Below are 14,807 nucleotides of genomic sequence, written 5' to 3' on the forward strand. Positions count from 1 at the left end.
AGTCCCATCCCATGACCGCGCGGCTCTCCGACATCGCAGCCCAGGCGGGGGTCAGTGAAGCCACAGTCAGCCGCGTGCTCAACGGCAAGCCCGGTGTGGCCACGGCCACCCGCGAGTCCGTCCTTGCCGCGCTCGACGTCCTCGGTTACGAGCGCCCCGTACGGCTGCGCCAGCGCAGCGCCGGACTGGTCGGCCTGATAACGCCCGAGCTGGACAACCCCATCTTCCCGGCGCTCGCCCAGGTGATCGGCCAGGCCCTGACCCGCCAGGGCTACACCCCGGTGCTCGCCACCCAGACCCCCGGCGGATCCACCGAGGACGAGCTGACCGAGATGCTGGTGGACCGGGGCGTCTCCGGGATCATCTTCGTCTCCGGGCTGCACGCGGACACCACCGCCGACACCCAGCGCTACGACCAGCTGCGCGGCCAGGGCGTCCCCTTCGTCCTCCTGAACGGCTTCTCGCCGAAGGTCCAGGCTCCTTTCGTCTCGCCCGACGACCGGGCGGCGATGCGGCTGGCCGTGACCCATCTCGTGGCACTCGGTCACACCCGGATCGGCCTGGCGGTCGGCCCCAAGCGTTTCGTCCCCGTTCTGCGCAAGATCGAGGGTTTCCAGCTCGGCATGGCCGAGCGGCTCGGTCTGACCACCGAGGAGTCGGCGGCGCTGATCGAGCACTCCCTGTACACGCTGGAGGGCGGCCAGGCCGCCGCCTCGGCGCTGATCTCCCGGGGCTGCACGGCGGTGGTGTGCGCCAGCGACATGATGGCCCTCGGTGCCATCCGCGCGGCCCGCGAGCAGGGTTTCGACGTCCCCCGGGACGTCTCGGTCGTCGGTTTCGACGACTCCCCGCTCATAGCCTTCACCGACCCGCCGCTGACCACGATCCGGCAGCCGGTGCAGGCGATGGGGCAGGCGGCGGTGCGGACGCTGCTGGAGGAGATCGGCGGCACACCCGCTCCGCACAGTGAGTTCGTGTTCCTCCCCGAGCTTGTGGTCCGCGGTTCAACCGCCTCAGGACCTCAGGGGCAGCGGTCATCCGAAAGACGGAGCGGTCGCGCCGAAGACCCGACCGACGGATGATCGGTAGGGGTACCCGTCACTGGCAACCTTCTCCCATGGGTGAATCGACCGTGAGAACTCTGGAAGGCCGTACGGCCCCGCTGTCACCCATCGACGAGGTCGAAGGGCACGGCAACCGGCCGGACGGCGACCGCTCCTCGTGGCTCCACCGGATCCGCTCGCCCCGCCGGCCGCGGATCTGGTTCGAAATCCTGCTGATCGCGGTCAGTTACTGGACGTACTCACTCGTTCGCAACGCCGTACCCGAGCAGAAGGCCGCCGCCCTGCGCAACGCCGACTGGATCTGGCAGGTGGAGCACGCCCTGGGGACGGCCGTCGAGCAGACGATCAACCATGCGGCGAACTCGGTGACATGGCTCATCGTGGGGATGAACTACTACTACGCCACGCTGCACTTCGTCGTGACGATCGGTGTCCTCGTGTGGCTCTACCGGTGGCATCCCGGCCGTTACGCGGCGACGCGCACCATCCTCTTCGCCACCACCGGTGTGGCACTGCTCGGCTACTATCTGTATCCGCTCGCGCCGCCCCGGTTGATGAACGGCGGGCAGTTCATCGACACGGTGCTGGTCCACCACACCTGGGGCTCGATGGCCTCGGGCAACTTCAAGCACATGTCGAACCAGTACGCGGCGATGCCGTCGATGCACATCGGCTGGTCGACCTGGTGCGGGCTGACGATCTTCGCGCTGGCGTCGGCTCCCTGGGCGAAGATCCTGGGGCTGCTGTACCCCACCCTGACGCTGGTCGTGATCGTGGCCACGGCCAACCATTTCTGGCTGGACGCGGTGGGCGGACTGATGTGCCTGTCCTTCGGGCTGCTCGTCTCCCGCCTCTGGTACGGCTCGCTCCCGCAGCGGCTGCCCCGGCTGGTGGGGCACCGACCGGCGGCCGGAGCGCCGGCGGGTCCGCCCGCGGTGGCGCGGGCGGAGGCGGGCCCCGAGGAGCGGAAGGTCAGCTCCGGAAGGTGACGCGGCCCCCGGCGGGGGTCAGCCGTACCGGCGCCTGTTCCGTCTCGCCGGCCGGCGCCTCGACCGTGCGCCGGGCGCCTTCCCGCTGCGGCACGCGCCGGAAGTAGCGCACCACGGCGATCGCGGCGAGCAGCGTCAGTGCCATCAGACCGATCATCCCGGGCGTGTTCACCCAAAGCAGCAGCTGTGTGTACGGGTCGGCGCCCGCGGCGGCGAAGCCGAGGACGATCACCGCGCCGGGCGCGGTCCGGGCGATGCCCGCGATGTGGCCGAGGCCCTGGCGGCGGTGGGTTCCACCCGCACGGACGCGGCGTTCGAGCCGGCCCTGGAGTCGTTCCTGGAGCACTGCCGGGGACTGCAGGGCCGGGCCGCTTCACCGGGCCGCTCCCTACGCCCCGTAGAACATCTCCTCCACCACCGCGCGGGCCCTGCGGGTGATCCGGCGGTAGTCGTCGACCATTTCCCCGACGTGTCCGGGGCCGTACCCCAAGTACCGTCCCACCGCGGCCAGTTCGCGGCCGTCGGAGGGGAAGGTGTCCCCCGGGCGGCCGCGGACCAGCATCACGCCGTTGCGCACGCGCGTCGCCAGCACCCACGCGTCGTCCAGGATCTGCGCGTCCTCCGTGGAGATCAACTCCGCCGCGTGGGCGGCCGCCAGCGCCTCCCGGGTCCTGGTCGTGCGCAGGCCGGGCTCCGCCCAGCCGTGCTGCATCTGGAGGAGCTGAACCGTCCATTCCACATCGGACAGCCCGCCGCGCCCCAGCTTGGCGTGAAGGGTCGGGTCGGCGCCGCGCGGCATGCGCTCGGTCTCCATCCGGGCCTTGAGACGGCGGATCTCGCGCACGGCGTCGTCGCCGAGCCCCTCGGCCGGGTAGCGCAGCGGATCGATCAGATCGATGAAGCGGCCCGCGAGTTCGGTGTCGCCGGCCATCGGCTCGGCGCGCAGCAGGGCCTGGCTCTCCCAGACCAGGGACCAGCGGCGGTAGTAGGCCTCGTACGACTTGAGCGTACGGGCCATCGGACCGCTTTTGCCCTCCGGGCGCAGGTCGGCGTCGATGAGCAGCGGCGGATCGGCCGTGGGCAGTTGGAGCAGCCTGCGCATCTCGGCCACCACGGCGTTGGCGGCCCGCGCGGCCTCCTGCTCGTCGACACCCTCTCGCGGCTCGTGGACGAACAGGACGTCGGCGTCGGAGCCGTAGCCCAGCTCGTGGCCACCGAAGCGGCCCATGCCGATGACCGCGAAGCGGGTGGGCAGCTCGTCGCCCCACTCGCCGCGCACGGCGGCCCGCAGCGCGCCGGCGATCGTCGCGGCGTTCAGGTCGGTGACGGCGTTGCCGACCCGGTCGACGAGCGCCCCGGGGTCGCCCTCGGCGGGGCTGTCCTCGGTACCGTACGAGCCGATGATGTCCGCCGCCGTCGTACGGAACAGCTCACGCCGTCGCACCCCGCGCGCCGCCGCCACCGCCTGCTCGGCGTTGTCGGCGCGTCCGACGGCGGCCAGCACCTCCTGCTCCAGATGGTCCCGGCCGCGCGGCTTCAGCCCCTCGGGGTCGCCGAGGATCGCGACGGCCTCCGGGGCGCGCAGCAGCAGGTCGGGGGCGAGCCGCCCGGCAGAGAGGACCCGCGCCAGGTTCTCGGCCGCGGCGCCCTCGTCGCGCAGCAGCCGCAGGTACCAGGGGGTCTTGCCGAGCGCATCGGAGACCTTGCGGAATCCGAGGAGTCCGGCGTCCGGGTCGGCCGAGTCCGCGAACCAGCCGAGGAGCACCGGCAGCAGGGTCCGCTGGATCGCCGCCTTGCGGGTGACCCCGGAGGACAGGGCCTCGAGATGCCGCAGGGCGGCGGCCGGGTCGGCGTACCCGAGGGCCTCCAGGCGCTGTCCCGCCGCCTTGGGGCTGAGCCGTGTCTCGCCGGGGGCGAGCTGCGCGACGGCGTCGAGCAGCGGCCGGTAGAAGATCTTCTCGTGGAGCCTGCGGACCACGCCGGCGTGCCGCTTCCACTCCTTGGTGATCTCGGCGACCGGGTCGGTGCGCAGCCCCATCGAGCGGCCCAGCCGGCGCAGATCGGCCTCCCCCTCCGGGACCAGGTGGGTGCGGCGCAGCCGGTGGAGCTGGATGCGGTGTTCCATGGCGCGCAGGAAGCGGTACGCGTCGTCGAGCTGGGCCGCGTCGGCGCGGCCCACATAGCCACCGGCGGCCAGCGCCCCGAGCGCGTCCAGGGTGGTACCGCTGTGCAGCGTCGCGTCGCTGCGGCCGTGCACCAACTGCAGCAGCTGAACGGCGAATTCGACGTCCCGCAGTCCGCCCGGGCCGAGCTTCAGCTCCCGCTCGATCTGCGCGGCGGGGATGTTGTCGACGACCCTGCGGCGCATCTTCTGGACGTCGGGGACGAAGTTCTCCCGCTCGGCGGCCTGCCAGACGAGCGGGGAGACGGCGTCGATGTAGGCGGCGCCGAGCTCCTCGTCCCCGGCCACCGCCCGGGCCTTCAGGAGCGCCTGGAACTCCCAGGTCTTGGCCCACCGCTGGTAGTACGCGAGGTGGCTGGACAGGGTCCGCACCAGGGGGCCGTTCCTGCCCTCGGGGCGAAGATTGGCGTCGACGGGCCAGATGGTCCCCTCGACGGTGGTCTCGGAGCAGATCCGCATCAGATGCGAGGCGAGCCGGGTCGCGGCCTGCAGCGCCCTGCCCTCGTCCGCCCCGTCGGCCGGCTCGCCGACGAAGATCACGTCGACGTCGGAGACGTAGTTGAGCTCGTGACCGCCGCACTTGCCCATCGCGATGACGGCGAGCCGGCACTGCGCCGCGTCACCGGGGGCGGCGGCGCGGGCGATGGCGAGGGCCGCGCGCAGGGTGGCCGTGGCCAGGTCGGCGAGCTCGGCGGCGGCCTGGGCGACATCGGTGGTGCCGCAGACGTCCCGAGCCGCTATGGCCAGCAGGCAGCGGCGGTAGGCGACGCGCAGGGAGACGGCGTCGGTCGCCTCGGCGAGGCCCTGCTCGAACTCGGCGACGCCGGGGTGCAGATCGGACGCCTCGTAGGTGACCAGCGCCCGCCAGTCGCGGGGGTGGCGGGCCAGATGGTCGCCGAGCGCCTCCGACGCGCCGAGGACGCCGAGGAGCCGGTCGCGCAGCGGTTTGGCGGCGAGGAGCGTGGAGAGCAGGCTCTGCCGCTCGTCGGCGGGCTGCGCCTCGGCCAGCCGGACCAGGCCGCGCAGGGCGAGGTCGGGATCGGCGGTGGCGCCGAGCGCGTCGAGGAGGACGGAGTCGTCGCGCACGGTGGCCAGCTCGGGGGCGTCCAGGAGGCGTTCGGCAGCGGACGGGTCGGTGAAGCCGTGCCGCAGCAGGCGGGTGAAGGTACTGCTCCTGCGCCCCGGCACCGTCATCCCGTCGTCTCCCTCCGCGCCGGGTCCCGCTGCCCGGGGTCTCCGATCAAGGTCCAGGACCGAGCCTAGTCGCAGGGCGGCCCGGGGGCGGCGCGCGGCCCGGCGCCTCACGGGCGAGGGCGTGCGACGAGGTGGGTCGAGGGGTGACATACGCCATGTTCTTCGTGGTTCGTCCTCGATGAACCGTATTCATGGAAACGCCGTCTTCCCCCTCGCTCCACCCCGATCCACCCCTGCCCGGATCAGCGCTGCCCCGGTCCGCGCTGCCCGGATCAGCGCTGCCCCGAACCGGTCCCAGCCCGGCCGTACACGAAAGCACCACGCCCATGCCCCCGACCTCCCGTCGCTCCCCGCGCGCCCGGACACGCCCCCGCCGCTTCGCCCTCGTCGCCACGGCGGCCCTCACCGGACTGCTGGGCGCCACGGCCGGGACCCTCTGGTTCACCTCGTCCTCCTCGGACGCCTCGGACGTACCGAGCCGGGGCGTTCCGGTGGAAGCCGCGGTGAAGCCGGTCCGCACGGCGGGCGCGGCGGTGATGCAGATCGTGGCCCACCCGGACGACGACCTGTTCTTCATGAACCCGGACACGAGCCACTCCATACGGTCCGGCTCCACGCTCACGTCGGTCTATCTGACGGCGGGCGAGTCCGACGGCGTCAACGCCCGCACGGACGACACCCACCAACCCCGCGCCGACAAGGCGGCCTACTCGGAGGCCCGGCAGAACGGCATCCGCGCCGCCTACGCCGAGATGGCCACCGGCAACCGCACGAGCCCCTGGGACCGGACGGCCGTCCCGACCGAGGGCGGCGGCACGGCCGAACTGGACACCCTGCGGGCGAAGCCGCACATCAGCCTGGTGTGGGTGCAGTTGCACGAGGCGGGCAGTATCAGCGGCGACCGGCCGGTGAGCCTCCACGGCCTGTGGGACGGCCGGATCGAGGCGCTCCCCTCCCAGCGCGCCGCCGGGACGCCGGTCCGCGAGGACTTCTCGTACACCAGGCAGCAGGTGGTCGACACGGTCGCCGGCCTGCTGAAGCGCTTCCGGCCGACCTTCGTGCGGATGCAGGACCCGACGCCGGGGCGCAGCGCGACGACGGGACGGTACGCCGACCACCAGGACCACATGTACGGCGCGCGGTTCGCGCAGGCCGCGCTCGCCCGGTACGCCGGGGGCACGGGCCGCCCGGCCTTCGGCGTCCAGAACTACCTCGGCTACTTCACCGGCGGCCTGCCCCACACCCTCGACGCGCGGTCGACCGAGGAGAAGCTGCGGTCACTCAGGACCTATGCCTGGATGGACCACACCGACTACTGCGAGGACGCGGCCGGCTGCGGCGACCGCAAGGTCGCGGCGCGACCCGCCGGGCACGGCTGGGCGCAGTCCGTGCGCTACTCGCGCGGCACCTCCACCTCCTGGGTGCGGCGCGGCGGCGACGGCACCCTGTGGGCGTTCTCGGTGCTCGACGGGCGCCTGGCGGTGTGGCGGAAGGCGGCGGGCGACCCCGGCGGTCTCCAGGAGAGCGCGTGGCACGGTCCGGAGCTGGGCGCGGGCGGGGGCCTGGACCCGGGGATCACGTCGGTGCGGCTGCCGGACGGCCGGATCGCCGTGTTCGGCACCCGTACGACCCTCGGCTCCACGGCCCGGGAGTACCGCCGTGACGTGGTGACGGCCGTGCAGCGCGCCGTGGACGGGGCGTTCGGGCCGTGGGTCTCGCTGGGCACGCCGGAGCGCGACGACAGCAGCGGTACGTCCGACATCAGCGCCCCGGCGGTGACCGTGGACCCGGCGGGTCTGATGACCGTCCATCTGCGGGACGCCCACTACCGGCTCACCACCAGGGCCCAGCGGGCGGACGGCCGCTGGTCGCCGTGGCGCACGGCCGGCGGGCAGAACGTGCACGGCGACCCGGTGGCCTCCACCGACGGGTCCGGGCGTGCCTATGTCTTCGCCAGTACGCCGAAGACGGTCCTGGCGTGGGTGCGGCAGAGGCCGGGCGGCCCGCTGACGGGTCCGGTCGCGACGGGGCTGCCGCCGACGACACTGGCGCTGAGCGCCGGCCCGGACGAGACGGGCGGCCGGGCCGGGGCGGGCGACCCGGCCGAAGCGGCACGTCCGGGTGAAACGGCCGGGCCGGGTCGCTCGGCAGGTCCTGGCCGGTCGGCGGGTCCGGGTGTGCGGCTGTGGTTCCGCAGGCCCGTGTCGGGCGACGTCCGCAGTGTCCGGTTCTCCGGCAGCGCTCTCCCCTCGCCGGTCACCGACCTGGCGAACCCGCTGGCCGGCTGGGGCCCGGTGAGCGGCGGCAAGGGGCTGGTGGCGGTGCGCTCGCGCACCGGTGTGCTGGCGACGACGCGGCCGGGCGGGGCCGCCGGGTCGCGGTGGGAGCAGGGGACGTTCCTCTTCTCGGGCGCGCCCGGCGGGGTGCCCGAGGGCGTCGCGGCGATCGGGCTGGACGGCCGGCTGCACTGGATCTCGTCGCGCCGATGAGTTCCGGGCCGTGGCACGGTCCTCATAGCGGCGGTACGGAAACGGCTCCGTGCCCCGACGCCGAGAGGACCGCGCCATGGACCCGCAGACCGCGTTGGATTCCCGTTACAGCGACCCCGGGGCGGCGCCCGCACGCTGGTCGGACGCGGCCGGGCGGCTCGCCGAGGCGGAGGTGTTCTGGCTGACGACCGTCCGCCCGGACGGCCGCCCGCACGTCACCCCGCTGATCGCCGTCTGGTCCGGGGGCGCGCTGCACTTCTGCACCGGGCCCGACGAGCGCAAGGCGAGGAACCTCGCGCACAATCGGGAGGTCGTCCTCACCACGGGCGCCAACACCCTCGGCGAGGGCTTCGACGTGGTGGTCGAGGGCGAGGCCGTGCGGGTGACGGACGAGAAGCGGCTGGCGGAGCTGGCCGGGGACTACATCGCCAAGTACGGTCCGGACTGGACCTTCGACGTACGCGACGGCGCGTTCCAGGGCGGCGGCGGCACGGCCCTGGTGTTCGCGGTCGCGCCCCGCACGGCCTTCGGCTTCGCCAAGGGCGAGTCGTTCGGCCAGACCCGCTGGACCTTCTGAGCGGCGATCGCCCCGACTGCACGAGGAGAGACCCATGAACTGGACGCTCGAAGTCATCCCGGTCCCCGTCACCGATCTGGACCGGTCGAAGGAGTTCTACGCCGACAGGATCGGTTTCAAGGTCGACCTCGACGACGAGGTCGCTCCCGGTATGCGCATCATCCAGCTCACTCCCCCGGGCTCGCGCTGTTCGATCGCGATGCTCGAGAACATGCCGACAGCGCCCGGCACCAGGAAGATGGCTCCGGGCACCCTCCAGGGCCTTCAGCTGTGCGTCACGGACATCGAGGCGGCCCGCGCGCAGCTGGTGGACCGGGGCGTCGACGTCAGCCCGGTCCGGCACGTCGGGGCGACCGGCTGGGAGGACGGCAAGGGCGACACCTGGAACTCCTTCATGACCTTCGAGGACCCGGACGGCAACGGCTGGGTGGTCCAGGAGGCCCCCACGGAGCTCTCCGCCCGCTGAGCCGGCGTCAGAGCAGCGGGCTCTCGGCCCACTCGGCCCGGTAGTACTTCACCCGCTCGTCCTCCGCGACGAAGCGCATGCCGGCGGCGGTCATCACGCGCTGCGAGGCGACGTTGTCCAGATCGGCGTCGCCCCTCACACAGGCGATCCCACGCTCCCGCGCGAAGGCGAGCAGCGCCCGCAGGGCCTCGGAGGCATACCCCTGCCCACGGACCTGCGGGATCATCCCGTATCCGATGGTGACGTGCCGCCGCGCGTCCGGGGCGCCGTGGAAACCGATCCCGCCCATGGCCCGTCCGTCGCGGCGCCGCCGTATCTCGTACGCCCCGAACGGCCGCGGATCCCCCAGCTCCTCACAGACCCGCAGGAACCCCCGCGCCCCGGCCACATCCCCCTCCGCGGGATACCCGACCGCCCACAGATCCCCGTCCCCGGGCTCCTGCCGCACGACACGGACCGCCTCGGCGGGGGTGAGCGGGTGCAGCGTGAGACGTGCCGTCACAAGATCGTCCATGACAGCTGAGGTATCACGCACGCCGACCGCCCCACAGGGCAATTTCCCGCCAACGGCGACGGCCGCCGCCCCGGTGCGGCTGCACCGCGGCCAACGGCCGTTCGCGGCAGGGCGGTTCGGCCCGGGGCGCGCACCGGCGCGGCCCGGCACGGCCCACGGCCGGCGAGAGACGACTCCGGGCCGGCGGCTGACTGCCGCCGGCCCGGATCGTCGTCTCGGTCGGCCGAAGCCGCTGACCTGCGCCTACAGCACCGGCAGGTTCTTGCGCAGCTCGAAGGCAGTCACCTCGGAGCGGTACTCCTCCCACTCCTGCTTCTTGTTGCGCAGGAAGAAGTCGAAGACGTGCTCGCCCAGCGTCTCGGCGACCAGTTCGCTGCGCTCCATCAGGTCGATCGCCTCGCCCAGGTTCTGCGGCAGCGGGGCGATGCCCATCGCGCGGCGTTCGGCGTCCGAGAGGGCCCAGACGTCGTCGTCGGCGCCCGCCGGGAGTTCGTAGCCCTCCTCGATGCCCTTGAGGCCTGCGGCGAGCAGGACCGCGTACGTCAGGTAAGGGTTCGCTCCGGAGTCGATCGAGCGGACCTCGACGCGGGACGAGCCGGTCTTGCCCGGCTTGTACATCGGGACGCGGATGAGCGCCGAGCGGTTGTTGTGTCCCCAGCAGATGTACGAGGGGGCCTCGCCGCCCGAGCCTGCGGTGCGGGCCGAGCCGCCCCAGATGCGCTTGTAGGAGTTCACCCACTGGTTGGTGACGGCCGAGATCTCCGCGGCGTGCTTCAGCAGGCCCGCGATGAAGGAGCGGCCGACCTTGGAGAGCTGGTACTCGGCGCCGGACTCGTAGAAGGCGTTGCGGTCCCCCTCGAAGAGGGAGAGGTGGGTGTGCATGCCCGAGCCGGGGAACTCGCTGAACGGCTTCGGCATGAAGGTGGCCTGCACCCCCTGCTCCAGCGCCACCTGCTTCATGACCAGGCGGAAGGTCATGATGTTGTCCGCGGTGGAGAGCGCGTCGGCGTAACGCAGGTCGATCTCCTGCTGGCCGGGCGCGCCCTCGTGGTGGGAGAACTCGACGGAGATGCCCATCGACTCCAGCATGGTGATGGCCTGCCGGCGGAAGTCCATGCCCACGTTCTGCGGGGTGTGGTCGAAGTAGCCGGAGTTGTCGGCAGGGGTGGGCTTGGTCCCGTCGAGGGGCTTGTCCTTCAGCAGGAAGAACTCGATCTCGGGGTGGGTGTAGAAGGTGAAGCCCAGGTCCGAGGTCTTGGCCAGGATCCGCTTCAGGACGAAGCGCGGGTCGGCGAAGGACGGGGAGCCGTCGGGCATCAGGATGTCGCAGAACATCCGGGCCGTACCGGGGGCCTCGGCGCGCCACGGCAGGATCTGGAAGGTGCTCGGGTCCGGCTTGGCGATCATGTCGGACTCGTAGACGCGGGCGAAGCCCTCGATCGCCGAGCCGTCGAAGCCGATGCCCTCGTCGAAGGCCTGCTCCAGCTCGGCCGGCGCCACCGCCACCGACTTCAGGAAGCCGAGCACGTCGGTGAACCACAGGCGCACGAACCGGATGTCGCGCTCCTCGAGCGTGCGGAGCACAAATTCCTGCTGCTTGTCCATGTCTACGTTCCTACCCATCCTTGCTGGTCAGGCCGCCTGCTCCCACCGCCACGCGCACACCGGGGGGCCCATGAGCATCCCACCACACGGTTTCGTCCAGGTTGCGGACCCATACTGCCTGCTCAGGTGTGGCGCATGTAATGGCCGCCCCCCCGCCAATTCCCGGCCACGATCCTCACCCGTCTGGCGTACGCCGGGGGTACGCCCATTACGATCGGCCCCCATGGGGGGCCTGCGGCTGATACGCAACTCGCGCACGGCGCGTCCCGTGGCGCTGGTGAGCGCCATGGCGACGCTGCTCGCCGCGCTCTTCCTGTGCCTGAGCGTCACCGAGGCCACCGCCGACAAGGCGCCGCACCACGGGATGCCCGGTGCCTTCCCGGCCGCCGCGACCGGCCCGGCGCAGGCCGGTTCGGGCTCCTACGTCTGTCCGTACGACCGGGACGACTGCGGGCTCTTCCCGTCGCTCAGCCCCGCCGTTCTCACCGCTCCTCCCCTCGATCCGCCGCTCCATGCGGACGGGCGGCTGCCGCGCCTCGCCCCCGCGCACGGCGGAGGGGGTCCGGTCCTCGTCGGCGCCCGGCCCCGGGCGCCGGATCTTCACGTCCTTCAGGTCCTGCGGACATAGCCGGGCCACGCCCGCAGCCGCCCGTACATGCCCGTCCAGCCCTTTTCGAACATGAAGGACACCACCATGGCCGCCAACCGCAACGTCACCCCCGACCGCCGCGCCCGAATAGAGGAGATGCGCCGCGCCGAGAAGTCCCGCGAGCGCCGCAACAACATCATCATCTACAGCCTCAGCGGCGTGCTGGTGGCGGGCCTCGTCGGCTTCGGCGCCTACGTGATCAACAACCAGTCGGAGAAGAAGCAGAAGGAGGAGACCGTCGCGAAGGCGCCCATCAAGAACGAGAAGTCCTGGGACGCCAAGAAGCTCGGCCGCAACCACGTCACCCAGGCCGTCACCTACCCGATGAAGCCCCCGGTCGGCGGCGACCACCACCCGACGTGGATGAACTGCGACGGCGACGTCTACAAGGACAAGATCCCCGAGGTGAACGCCGTGCACTCGCTGGAGCACGGCGCGGTCTGGGTGACGTACAACGACAAGGCCGCGCAGGCCGACGTGAAGAAGCTCGCCGCCAAGGTCGACAAGACGCCGTACACGCTGATGAGCCCGGTCAAGGACCAGACCGGTGCGATCATGCTGAGCGCCTGGGGCAAGCAGGTCACGGTGGACAGCGCCGACGACCCGCGCGTCAACGCCTTCTTCACGAAGTACGTCCAGGGCCCGCAGACCCCTGAGCCCGGCGCCGCGTGCACGCAGGGAATGGGCGCCCAGTGACCCGCACCCACTGGGCGGCGGTCACGGCGGTCGTGCTGGCGCTGCTGTTCGCCGGGGCCGCGACGGTCACCTCGGCGCAGCGCGACGAGACCGAGGCCACCGTACCGGCGGGGGACTCGGCGGACGCGGGCTTCGCCCGCGACATGTCGGTGCATCACCAGCAGGCGGTCGAGATGTCCTTCATCGTGCGGGACCGTACGGACGACGAGGAGGTGCGCCGCCTCGCGTACGACATCGCCAACACCCAGGCCAACCAGCGCGGCATGATGCTGGGCTGGCTGGACATGTGGGGCCTGCCGAAGGTCTCGCCGGACAGCGAGCCGATGGCCTGGATGGGCATGGGCGGCGGCGGTCACGGCGGTCATGGCGGCGCGGGCGCGCAGGACGTCTCCCCGGACGGCGCGCTGATGCCCGGCATGGCGACCAGGACCGAGCTGGACCGGCTGCGCAAGGCCAGTGGCGAGCAGGCCGAGATCCTGTACCTGCGGCTGATGACCGCCCATCACAAGGGCGGGGTGCACATGGCGCGCGGCTGCGCGGACAAGTGCTCCGTCGGTGTGGAGCGCAAGCTGGCCCAGGGCATGGTCGACGCACAGGAGTCGGAGATCCTGCTGATGGCGGATCTGCTCGAGCGGCGCGGCGCCAAGCCGCGGGGGTAGAGGTCCGGCGACGGCTGACGGAGAGTGACGGCCGCCGTGGGGTGCCCAGCGCCCCCGGCGGCCTTCGCCGTCCGCGAGCCGTCCGCGAGCCGTCCGCGAGCCGTCCGCGGGGCGTCCGTGGGGCGTCCACCGGTCGCGTGGACCCGCACGACGGACGATGATGGATGCGCTCGGGGACGTACGACGCCCTACGGAGGTACGCACCCCATGACCACTGCGAAAGACATCATGCACCCGGGCGCCCAGTGGATCCCCCGGCACGAGACGCTGGACCGTGCCGCGCAGTTGATGCGGGATCTCAACGTGGGCGCCCTGCCCATCGCCGACGAGGACGAACGGCTCTGCGGCATCATCACCGACCGTGACATCGTCGTCGGCTGTATTGCCGAGGGCCATGACCCGGCCAGGATCACCTGCGGTCAGATGGCCAAGGGGACTCCGCGCTGGATCGAGGCGAGTTCGGACATCCGCGAGGTGCTGGAGGAGATGGAGAGCCATCAGATCAAGCGCCTGCCGGTGATCGAGAACAAGCGGCTGATCGGGATGATCAGCGAGGCGGATCTCGCCCAGCACCTGTCGGACGAGCAGATCAAGGAGTTCGTCGAGAAGGTCTACGCGACTCCGTGAGCGCTGGTGAGCGGTGGGGTCGTTCGGTCCCCGGCCCCTGAGCGAGGATCGCCTCCGCGACCGCGTCCGGGCGGTCCAGCATCATCAGATGGCCCGACGGTTCGACCGCCTCGAAGCGGGCGCCGAGCCGTCGGGCCAGTGCGTGCTGGCGGCGGGCCCAGCGGGGTGATCCGTCGGGCGCCGCGAGGACCGTGACGGGAAGGCCTTCGGGGAGCGGGTGGCGCTCGCGCAGGGCGAGGAGTTCGGCGGCGACCGCGCGGTAGTGGGTGTTCTCGAGGAGGGCGCCGCGCATCACCCGTGAGGTCGCGTAGCAGCGGCGTACGACATCCGCTGGGGCCGGGTCACCGCCTCCCGCGCGGGAGAGCCGGACCGTGGCGCGCCGGGTGAGCGGGCCCAGCGCGGCGGGCGCGCCGACGGCGGTGAGGGCCGAACCGAGTCCGCGGGCGAGGGCCGTGCGTACGGCGGGCGCGGCCGGGACGCGCGCGTGCTCCTCGATGGAGGTGTCGACCAGGACGATCCCGGCCGCCCGGTCCGGGTGGAGGCGGCCGAACGCCTCGGCGTGGAAGCCGGCGATGGAGTGCCCGACGACGGTGGCCCTGCCGGGCAGGGTGAGCGCGTCGAGGAGCGCGGCGATCCGGTCGGCCTCTCCGGCGGCGGTCGGCGGTACGGCGGCGGGGGCGGACAGGCCGTGGCCCGGCCGGTCGAAGCGGACGACGGTGCGGTGCGGTGCGAGCAGCGGCACGACGGGGTCCCAGTCGAACCAGCTCATGGCGAGCCCGGCGCTCAGCACGCAGACCGGGCCGCTGCCCTCGACGACGACGTGGTGGGCGACGCCCCCGACCCGTACGAACACGCTCAACGTTTCTCCCGAGGCCGGAGTGCGGGGTGTCCCGGCCAGCCTGCCACGCCGGCGACCGCGTGCGCCGCCCGGCCCCCGGCGCCGCCGGGCGCCCCGTGACATGAGGGGACCCACACCGTCACCGCCGGGCATCGCGTCGCCCCCACCCCGGCCGGGGACGTCCGATCCCCCCGCCCCGGTGCAGGCCCCACACCCTCGCCGCCGGGACATCGCGTCGCTCTGACGATTACACTGGCC

General features: G+C 72.4%; 13 protein-coding genes and 1 pseudogene. 9 read left to right on the forward strand and 5 right to left on the reverse strand.

The genetic code is table 11. The features are described from left to right. Window positions 1-11 precede the first annotated feature (11 nt). Window positions 12-1,082 (forward strand): LacI family DNA-binding transcriptional regulator, encoded by a 1,071-nt coding sequence (locus ACZ5VC_RS02460; protein ID WP_469118260.1) that lies wholly within the window; start codon window positions 12-14, stop codon window positions 1,080-1,082. 35 nt (window positions 1,083-1,117) lie between these two features. After that, window positions 1,118-2,053: a phosphatase PAP2 family protein gene (locus ACZ5VC_RS02465; RefSeq protein ID WP_469118261.1), complete on the forward strand. Its 936-nt coding sequence runs from the start codon at window positions 1,118-1,120 to the stop codon at window positions 2,051-2,053. Between the two features lie 52 nt (window positions 2,054-2,105). Here the strand turns inward: ACZ5VC_RS02465 and ACZ5VC_RS02470 are convergent. Together ACZ5VC_RS02470 and ACZ5VC_RS02475 are read right to left on the reverse strand one after the other, a co-directional pair. Continuing rightward, window positions 2,106-2,315 (reverse strand): annotated as a pseudogene (locus ACZ5VC_RS02470) (amino acid transporter); the annotation flags it as partial. A gap of 126 nt (window positions 2,316-2,441) precedes the next feature. Continuing rightward, window positions 2,442-5,429 carry a bifunctional [glutamine synthetase] adenylyltransferase/[glutamine synthetase]-adenylyl-L-tyrosine phosphorylase gene (locus tag ACZ5VC_RS02475; RefSeq protein WP_469118262.1) on the reverse strand — a complete coding sequence of 996 codons (2,988 nt, stop codon included), beginning with the start codon at window positions 5,427-5,429 and terminating at the stop codon, window positions 2,442-2,444. A 326-nt stretch (window positions 5,430-5,755) separates the two neighbouring features. Between ACZ5VC_RS02475 and ACZ5VC_RS02480 the strand changes: the two genes are divergently transcribed. The 3 genes from ACZ5VC_RS02480 to ACZ5VC_RS02490 all read left to right on the forward strand — a co-directional run bounded on the left by ACZ5VC_RS02480 (window position 5,756) and on the right by ACZ5VC_RS02490 (window position 8,961). Beyond that, window positions 5,756-7,918, forward strand: coding sequence for a PIG-L family deacetylase (locus ACZ5VC_RS02480; protein ID WP_469118263.1), 2,163 nt, complete (start codon window positions 5,756-5,758; stop codon window positions 7,916-7,918). A 76-nt stretch (window positions 7,919-7,994) separates the two neighbouring features. Then, entirely contained in the window at window positions 7,995-8,495 is a 501-nt protein-coding gene (locus ACZ5VC_RS02485; protein ID WP_469118264.1) for a pyridoxamine 5'-phosphate oxidase family protein, read from the forward strand. A gap of 34 nt (window positions 8,496-8,529) precedes the next feature. Next, window positions 8,530-8,961 carry a VOC family protein gene (locus ACZ5VC_RS02490; RefSeq protein WP_469118265.1) on the forward strand — a complete coding sequence of 144 codons (432 nt, stop codon included), beginning with the start codon at window positions 8,530-8,532 and terminating at the stop codon, window positions 8,959-8,961. Between the two features lie 7 nt (window positions 8,962-8,968). Here ACZ5VC_RS02490 and ACZ5VC_RS02495 read toward each other — a convergent pair whose 3' ends face one another. Together ACZ5VC_RS02495 and ACZ5VC_RS02500 are read right to left on the reverse strand one after the other, a co-directional pair. Beyond that, window positions 8,969-9,475 carry a GNAT family N-acetyltransferase gene (locus tag ACZ5VC_RS02495; protein ID WP_469118266.1) on the reverse strand — a complete coding sequence of 169 codons (507 nt, stop codon included), beginning with the start codon at window positions 9,473-9,475 and terminating at the stop codon, window positions 8,969-8,971. 243 nt (window positions 9,476-9,718) lie between these two features. Beyond that, the gene (locus ACZ5VC_RS02500) at window positions 9,719-11,080 is read right to left on the reverse strand and encodes a glutamine synthetase family protein (RefSeq protein ID WP_468705279.1); all 1,362 of its coding nucleotides are present in this window, start codon (window positions 11,078-11,080) and stop codon (window positions 9,719-9,721) included. Window positions 11,081-11,303: 223 nt separating this feature from the next. Here ACZ5VC_RS02500 and ACZ5VC_RS02505 point away from each other — a divergent pair, with 223 nt between their 5' ends. From ACZ5VC_RS02505 to ACZ5VC_RS02520, 4 genes are all read left to right on the forward strand, one after another. Beyond that, window positions 11,304-11,708, forward strand: a complete 405-nt coding sequence (locus ACZ5VC_RS02505; RefSeq protein ID WP_469118267.1) for a hypothetical protein — start codon at window positions 11,304-11,306, stop codon at window positions 11,706-11,708. A 66-nt stretch (window positions 11,709-11,774) separates the two neighbouring features. Then, the gene (locus tag ACZ5VC_RS02510) at window positions 11,775-12,425 is read left to right on the forward strand and encodes a DUF3105 domain-containing protein (protein WP_469118909.1); all 651 of its coding nucleotides are present in this window, start codon (window positions 11,775-11,777) and stop codon (window positions 12,423-12,425) included. Next, window positions 12,422-13,084, forward strand: a complete 663-nt coding sequence (locus tag ACZ5VC_RS02515) for a DUF305 domain-containing protein (protein ID WP_469118268.1) — start codon at window positions 12,422-12,424, stop codon at window positions 13,082-13,084. Before ACZ5VC_RS02510 ends, ACZ5VC_RS02515 begins: the two co-directional genes overlap by 4 nt. 207 nt (window positions 13,085-13,291) lie before the next feature. Beyond that, window positions 13,292-13,711 carry a CBS domain-containing protein gene (locus ACZ5VC_RS02520; protein ID WP_469118269.1) on the forward strand — a complete coding sequence of 140 codons (420 nt, stop codon included), beginning with the start codon at window positions 13,292-13,294 and terminating at the stop codon, window positions 13,709-13,711. Here the strand turns inward: ACZ5VC_RS02520 and ACZ5VC_RS02525 are convergent. Beyond that, window positions 13,674-14,570 (reverse strand): alpha/beta fold hydrolase, encoded by an 897-nt coding sequence (locus ACZ5VC_RS02525; RefSeq protein WP_469118270.1) that lies wholly within the window; start codon window positions 14,568-14,570, stop codon window positions 13,674-13,676. The two genes, ACZ5VC_RS02520 and ACZ5VC_RS02525, sit on opposite strands and share 38 nt — an antisense overlap. Window positions 14,571-14,807 lie beyond the last annotated feature (237 nt).

The sequence above is a fragment of the Streptomyces sp. NPDC033174 genome, from assembly GCF_055577795.1.